This window comes from Sphingopyxis sp., from assembly GCF_050725615.1.
Taxonomy (GTDB): domain Bacteria; phylum Pseudomonadota; class Alphaproteobacteria; order Sphingomonadales; family Sphingomonadaceae; genus Sphingopyxis.
Window position 1 is genome coordinate 1 of sequence record NZ_JBOHHU010000139.1, and the last position, 6,049, is coordinate 6,049.

The window sequence follows — 6,049 nt, forward strand, 5'->3', positions numbered from 1 at the left end:
GCTGCGGACCGCTCCCAGCCTCGATCGTGCCGCCGATGGGCGGGCGAGCGCGGCGACGGACGATGCCGATACGTTGGTGTCGCCCGCTGTAAACACACCGGGACCGCGCAGCGTCTGGGTCCCCTGCGCATCAAGCCATTCGATCTGGTCTCCTGCCTTGAGGGTCAATCTGACGTTGCCGAAGAGCTTCTTGCCCGCCGGATAAAGCGCCGCCGATGGACCCGTCGAGCGCAGGATGATCGCCCGGATCAGGTCGGCGCCTTCGCCATAACCCAATATCCGCGGCAAAGTGGCCGCCTTCTGCTGACGTTGTGCTTCGAGGGCCGTCGCGAACGTGCGCGCAGCCTCGGCGCGGGAGGTGTCGGGAGTCGGGTTCGCGCTTGCCGTCGTTTCGATCAGCTTGCGCTCATAATCGGCGAGCGGGGCGGAATAGACCGCGAGCGGGTAGCCGGCGATCGCCAATTCCTGTCGCAAGCGTGAAATATGAAGGGCGATATCCCCATAACGACGGACCGCCGGGTCGCTTTCACTCGGGTTGATGCGCTGGGGGAGCGGGTCGAAAGGGTCGTAGCAAAGCCCGCCGCCTTCGGGGCAGGCGCCGACGAAAAGCGGCGTGCTGCGCGGCGTCTCGGCGACCTGCGCCTCGGCGGCGATCCGGACGTCATAATAGCCGTCGGGATACCATGTCTGCGGCGGCACTGCGGCTTCAAGTGCGGCCATCGCCGACCCGTCGGGAACCACGTCCTCCTGGGCGCTTACGGGCACAGCCATCATCGTCGCCAGAAGCATGGCGGCGCGAACTATGTGCCCATGAATGCCAAGCGCCATCGAGGGCTAACTCCCCGTCTTCTTGAACGTCACGATCGCCGCCGGCTCGCCGTCTTCGCCGGCGACGATGTCGCGCGTGCCCTTTCGGACCATGCCGTCGGGCCATTTCACCTGATAGACATAGCGACCGCTCAGCGGCTTCTCGACCCCGGTTTCGATCTCGTTCCACTTGCATTTGAACCGGTCCCAGGGGTCGGGCGTCTTGCGCGTACACACTTTGAAGGCAAAGGCGTTGACCAGCAGCACCTCTGCGCCCGGCGGGCTGGTCTTGACGATGATCGGCGCGCCCTCGCCGGCGCCGCAGCCACCCTCGACGACGATCTTCGGCAATTTGGGCGCGAGCCGCCGGCGGTTGGCCTCTAGCGCGTTTGCCAGCACGGAATAGGGATCGTCGATGTCGTCCGCCGTTTCTTCGCCCGCATCGACCTCGCCGGCATCGAAAGCGGGCGGTTCCTTGCCCGCTTTTTCGGCGGCGGCATAAGCGGCCTCCCATTCCGCCAGCCGAATGGCTTCGGCCTGCGGATCGGGTCCGCTGGCGGCCTCCGCGATCTGCGCCTGTTCGAACGCCAGCAGCGGCCCGGCATAGAGCGCGGCCGGATATTTCAGGCGCTTGAGTTCGGACCGCAGTCGCGCGACCTCGCTCGCCGCGAAACCGTATCGCGCCGTGATCGGATCGACCTCGAGTGCGGGCGGCGACGCGGCGCTGCAGTCATAGACGTCATAGCGCTTGCCGACACCATCGCCCCAGTCGCCTATCAGTTCGCTCGTCGGCCGCGCCTGTTCGGCCGCATCGGCCTCGGCAGCGATGCGCACGTCATAATAACCATCGGGATACCAGCGCTGTGGCGGGACTTCGGCCTCGATCGCCTTCAGCGCCGCCGCATCGGGCGGAACCTGCGCGGCCGCCCCGGTCGGCTGGGTGAGCAACGCCAGCGCCGCTATCGAACCGGATACACGCATCTTAGCCCTCCTGCTTCAGACGTCGCGGCCCGCCGAGCCAGCCCGCGACCAGCAGCGCCGCCGCCGCCGCCGCGAGCATCCAGGCGGCCGCGAGGATCAGCTTTGCCTGCCCGATCGACCCGGCCGTCCACAAGGCCGCCTCGTCATAGGCGGCATCGGCAAGCGCGTCCGATGGCAGGTCGGGGCATTCGCTTTCATAAACGAGTTTCGCGTCGGGCGTGCAGATGGTGCCGCGCACCAGCGGCGCGCCCTGCGCGCCCGCGATCACATAGCTGCTATGCGCCCAGCCATAGGTCGCCGCCGATATGACGAGCAGCGCGATCAGCGCGGCCTGCACCACGCCTTTCGTCCACCACTTCACCTGACCGCTGGCGATCACGCCCGCCGGGATGGCGAGCGCGACCAAGGCCGCGAGCCAGCCGATCGGCGAGGCGGGCGGCGCCAGCCCGCCGAGCCAGGCCGCAGCCAGCAACAGCGCCAGCACCGCGCCGCCCGTACCGGCGCGAACCAGCGCGTTGCTCCAGTTCAGTCCTGCTGCGCCGCGCGGCTTCACCGACCGATATTCGCGGGCGTCGGCGACCCCGTTCACCAATTGGCTCACCACATCGCCCAGCCGCGCGATATGATCCTCGACCGGCGGCGACAGCGCGTCGAGCCAGTGCGGCACGCTCATAAAATATTCGAGGCTGCGTTCGGGGACGACATCCTCGATGCGGAACGGGATGATCGGCAGGCCGAGGTGCACCGCGCGTTCGACCTCGCGCAGGATTTGCGGCGAGGTGTTCGCGTGTTGCGAAAAGACGAGGACAAAGACGCGCGCCTCTTTCAGTCCGGTGATGATCGCTTCGCCCCATTCGGTGCCGGGCAATATGTCGCGCGGCGCGATCCAGCAGCGATGCCCGCGCTCTTCGAGCAGCGCACACACCATGTTCGCGATGGTGCGGTCCTTCGACGAATAGCTGATGAAGACCTCGGCCACCATCGGTCGTTCCCCCCGGCACTATCATGCCGCGCGGGGCGGGGCAGGGCAATCGGTTAGTTTTCGGCACCATTCCGCCGCGCGGCCCTCCCTAATAACGCAAACGAGTCGCAGTAGCATAATGCTTGACCCTTATAGCGCACCTGCCTATGTCGCCGCTATTGCGAGTCAGTCGCAATTTACAAGGGGAAGAAAATTGACGATCCAAGGTTTGCCGTTCACCTCCCGCCTCGCCGCCGGCACGGCGCTTGGCCTCGCGCTCGCCGCGACCGCGCAGCCCGCGATGGCGCAGGACAATGACGGCGAATATTGGGCGGCACGCAAGAACCAGATCGTCGTCACCGCAACGCGCACTGAAAAGAGTGTTGAGGATGTGCCGCTGACCATTTCGTTGATCACCGAAGAGCAGATCGCGAACGAACTGGCGACCGATATCCGCGACCTCATCCGCTTCGAACCCGGCGCCAGCGTCCAGCGCCAGCCGGCGCGCTTCGGCGCCGCGCTCGGCGCCACCGGCCGCGCCGGCAATGACAGCTTCAACATCCGCGGCATCGGCGGCAACCGCGTGCTGATCCAGGTCGACGGCGTGCGCGTCCCCGATGGTTTCAGCTTCGGCGCGCAGGCGGCGGGGCGCGGCGACTATGTCGACCTCGGCCTCGTCAAGTCGGTCGAAATCCTGCGGGGTCCCTCGTCGGCGCTTTACGGCAGCGACGGCCTTGCCGGTGCGGTCAGCTTCGTCACCAGCGATCCCGTCGATTTCCTGCCCGGCGGCAAATCGGTCGGCGGCCTCGTCCGCGGCGCCTATAGCAGCGCCGACGACGAGTATAGCGAAACCGCGATCCTCGCGGGGCGCAGCGGCGACTGGTCGGTGATGGCCGCCTATACGCGCCGCGACTGGCAGGAACTCGACAACAAGGGCAGTGTCGGCGGTTTCGGCAGCCTGCGCACCGAGCCCAATCCGCAGGACGGCCGCTCGAACGCCGCGCTGGCGCGGATCGTCTATGATCCCGCCAGCGGCCACAAGCTGCGCCTGACCGGCGAATATCTCGACACCCACCTCTACACCAACGGCCTCACCGGGCGCAGCACCACCGTCGACCGCCTCGAAGGCTTCGACAGCGGCGAACGCAAGCGCGTCTCGCTCGACTGGAGCTGGGAAGGCGAGGGGCTGATCGATTTTGCCCGTGTCGCGCTGTACTGGCAGGACGGCGAGGACAATCAATACACCGAGGAAGACCGCACCCCCGCCGCCGACCGCACCCGCCTCAACACCTTCGAGAACCGGGTGATCGGTGCCGCCGCCGACGCCCGCGCCGATTTCAACACGGGCGCGATCACGCATCGCATCGTTTTCGGCGGCGACATCAGCAAGACGCGCCAGCGCGGGCTGCGCGACGGCACCGTACCGCCGGCGGGCGAGGTGTTCCCGACCCGCGCCTTCCCGACCACCGATTTCACCCGCGCCGGCCTGTTCGTCGGCGACGAGATCGGCATCGCCGACGGCGCGCTGACGCTCTATCCCGCGCTGCGCTTCGACTGGTACGACCTGTCGCCGCGCACCGATCCGCTGCTCCCCAGCTTCGCGGGCGCCGGACAGGATGGTTCGCGCGTTTCGCCCAAATTCGGCGCGGTCTGGAAGGTCACCGACCAGGTGCGGCTGTTCGCCAATTATGCGACCGGTTTCAAGGCGCCCGAACCCGGGCAGGTGAACCAGTTCTTCGAAAATCTCGCCTTCGGCTATACCTCGGCTCCGAACCCCGACCTCGGCCCCGAACGCAGCACCAGCTTCGAGGGCGGGCTGCGCTTTTCCAGCGACCATGTCAGCCTCGACCTCACGGGCTTCACGTCGCGCTACAAGGATTTCATCAGCCAGGAAGTGGTGAGCGGCAGCTTCACGCCCGCCGACCCCGCCGTCTATCAATTCGTGAATCTCGATCGTGTCCGGGTCAAGGGGGCCGAGGCACGCTTCGAGGGGCGAGCGTCGTCCGGCCTCTATACGACGCTCGCCCTATCCTATGCCACGGGTGACGTGATCGAACCCAATGGCGCGCGCAGCCCGTTGTCGACGATCGACCCGCTCAAGCTCGTCGCCGGCGTCGGCTATCGCGAGCGCACCGGGCGCTTCGGTGGCCAGATCATCATGACCCACAGCGCGCGCAAGGAAGCGTCGCGGGCCGACGGCGTCTGCACCCCGCAATGCTTCCGTCCCGACGGTTTCACCATCCTCGACGCGACCGCCTTTGTCCGTATCGTCGATGGGCTGACGCTGCGCGCCGGTGTCTTCAACATTCTCGACAAGAAATATGCCTGGTGGAGCGACGTGCGCGGCCTCGCTTCGACCTCGCTCGTGACCGACGCCTATACCCAGCCCGGCCGCAACGCGAGCGCCTCGCTCAGCTACCGCTTCTGAATAAAAGGACTGCCCAGATGAAGACATCCATTCGTTCGCTCGCCGCCAGCCTGTTATTGCTCTCGGCCGCACTGCCGGTCGCGGCGCTCGCCCACCCGCCGATCGCCGCCGATGCCGCCGCCGCCAGTTTCGAACAGGACCGCGCCGACATCCTCGCCATGGCTGGCAATTACCGCGTCAGCTTCAACATGCAGGAATCGACGCGCTGGGACCCCAATTACGAGGTGCTCGAGCCGAAGCGTTCGGGCGGCAACGAGGTCGTGCGCGTGATCGAGGACACGGGGCGCAAGATCGTGCTCCAGCATATGCTCGTCATCACCGGCGACGACGACAAGAGCATGATCATCAAGCATTGGCGCCAGGACTGGGAATATGAGCCCGCCAGGGTGCTCGTCTATTCGGACCGCAATAGCTGGACCTGGGAAGACGTCCCCGAAAAGATGCGCACCGGCCGCTGGTCGCAGACGGTCTGGCAGGTCGACGACAGCCCGCGCTATGCCGGCTGGGGTCAGTATGAAACGCAGGGCGGCGTCCGCCGCTGGCGCTCGAACTGGACCTGGCGCCCGCTCGCGCGCCGCGATGCGGTTCGCAATCCCGTCTATGATCGCTATCTGTCGATCAACCGCCACCAGCCCTCGCCCGACGGCTGGGTCCATTGGCAGGACAATACCAAGATGGGGATCAAGGACGGCAAGCTGGTGCCCATCGTCCAGGAATATGTCCTCAACACCTATATCAAATATGACCAATATGATGTGAAGGCCGCCGACGATTATTGGGCGGCGATGACGTGACCCCCTGGTTTCCACCAGCGGGGATTAGAGCCCAGCAGCTTTGTTGCGCATGAGCGCGGTGTAAGCAATGGCCTGCGC

General features: G+C 66.3%; 3 protein-coding genes and 2 pseudogenes. 2 read left to right on the plus strand and 3 right to left on the minus strand.

Annotated elements, in window-relative coordinates; translation table 11 throughout:
• From ACREB7_RS20190 to ACREB7_RS20200, 3 genes and pseudogenes are all read right to left on the minus strand, one after another.
• Positions 1-771 (minus strand): annotated as a pseudogene (locus ACREB7_RS20190) (hypothetical protein); the annotation flags it as partial.
• A 63-nt stretch (positions 772-834) separates the two neighbouring features.
• Positions 835-1,788 (minus strand): hypothetical protein, encoded by a 954-nt coding sequence (locus tag ACREB7_RS20195; protein WP_431594050.1) that lies wholly within the window; start codon positions 1,786-1,788, stop codon positions 835-837.
• A gap of 1 nt (position 1,789) precedes the next feature.
• Positions 1,790-2,770: a toll/interleukin-1 receptor domain-containing protein gene (locus ACREB7_RS20200; RefSeq protein ID WP_431594051.1), complete on the minus strand. Its 981-nt coding sequence runs from the start codon at positions 2,768-2,770 to the stop codon at positions 1,790-1,792.
• Between the two features lie 193 nt (positions 2,771-2,963).
• Here ACREB7_RS20200 and ACREB7_RS20205 point away from each other — a divergent pair, with 193 nt between their 5' ends.
• Both ACREB7_RS20205 and ACREB7_RS20210 read left to right on the plus strand, forming a co-directional pair.
• Positions 2,964-5,177 (plus strand): TonB-dependent hemoglobin/transferrin/lactoferrin family receptor, encoded by a 2,214-nt coding sequence (locus ACREB7_RS20205; RefSeq protein WP_431594052.1) that lies wholly within the window; start codon positions 2,964-2,966, stop codon positions 5,175-5,177.
• A 17-nt stretch (positions 5,178-5,194) separates the two neighbouring features.
• A pseudogene (locus ACREB7_RS20210) lies at positions 5,195-5,962 on the plus strand (DUF6607 family protein); the annotation flags it as partial.
• Positions 5,963-6,049 lie beyond the last annotated feature (87 nt).

What these genes read in the sequence shown, in the direction of transcription:
- ACREB7_RS20200 (WP_431594051.1), bottom strand. Translation starts at nt 2,770, where the DNA reads ATGGTGGCCGAGGTCTTCATCAGCTATTCGTCGAAGGACCGCACCATC.
- ACREB7_RS20195 (WP_431594050.1), bottom strand. Translation starts at nt 1,788, where the DNA reads ATGCGTGTATCCGGTTCGATAGCGGCGCTGGCGTTGCTCACCCAGCCG.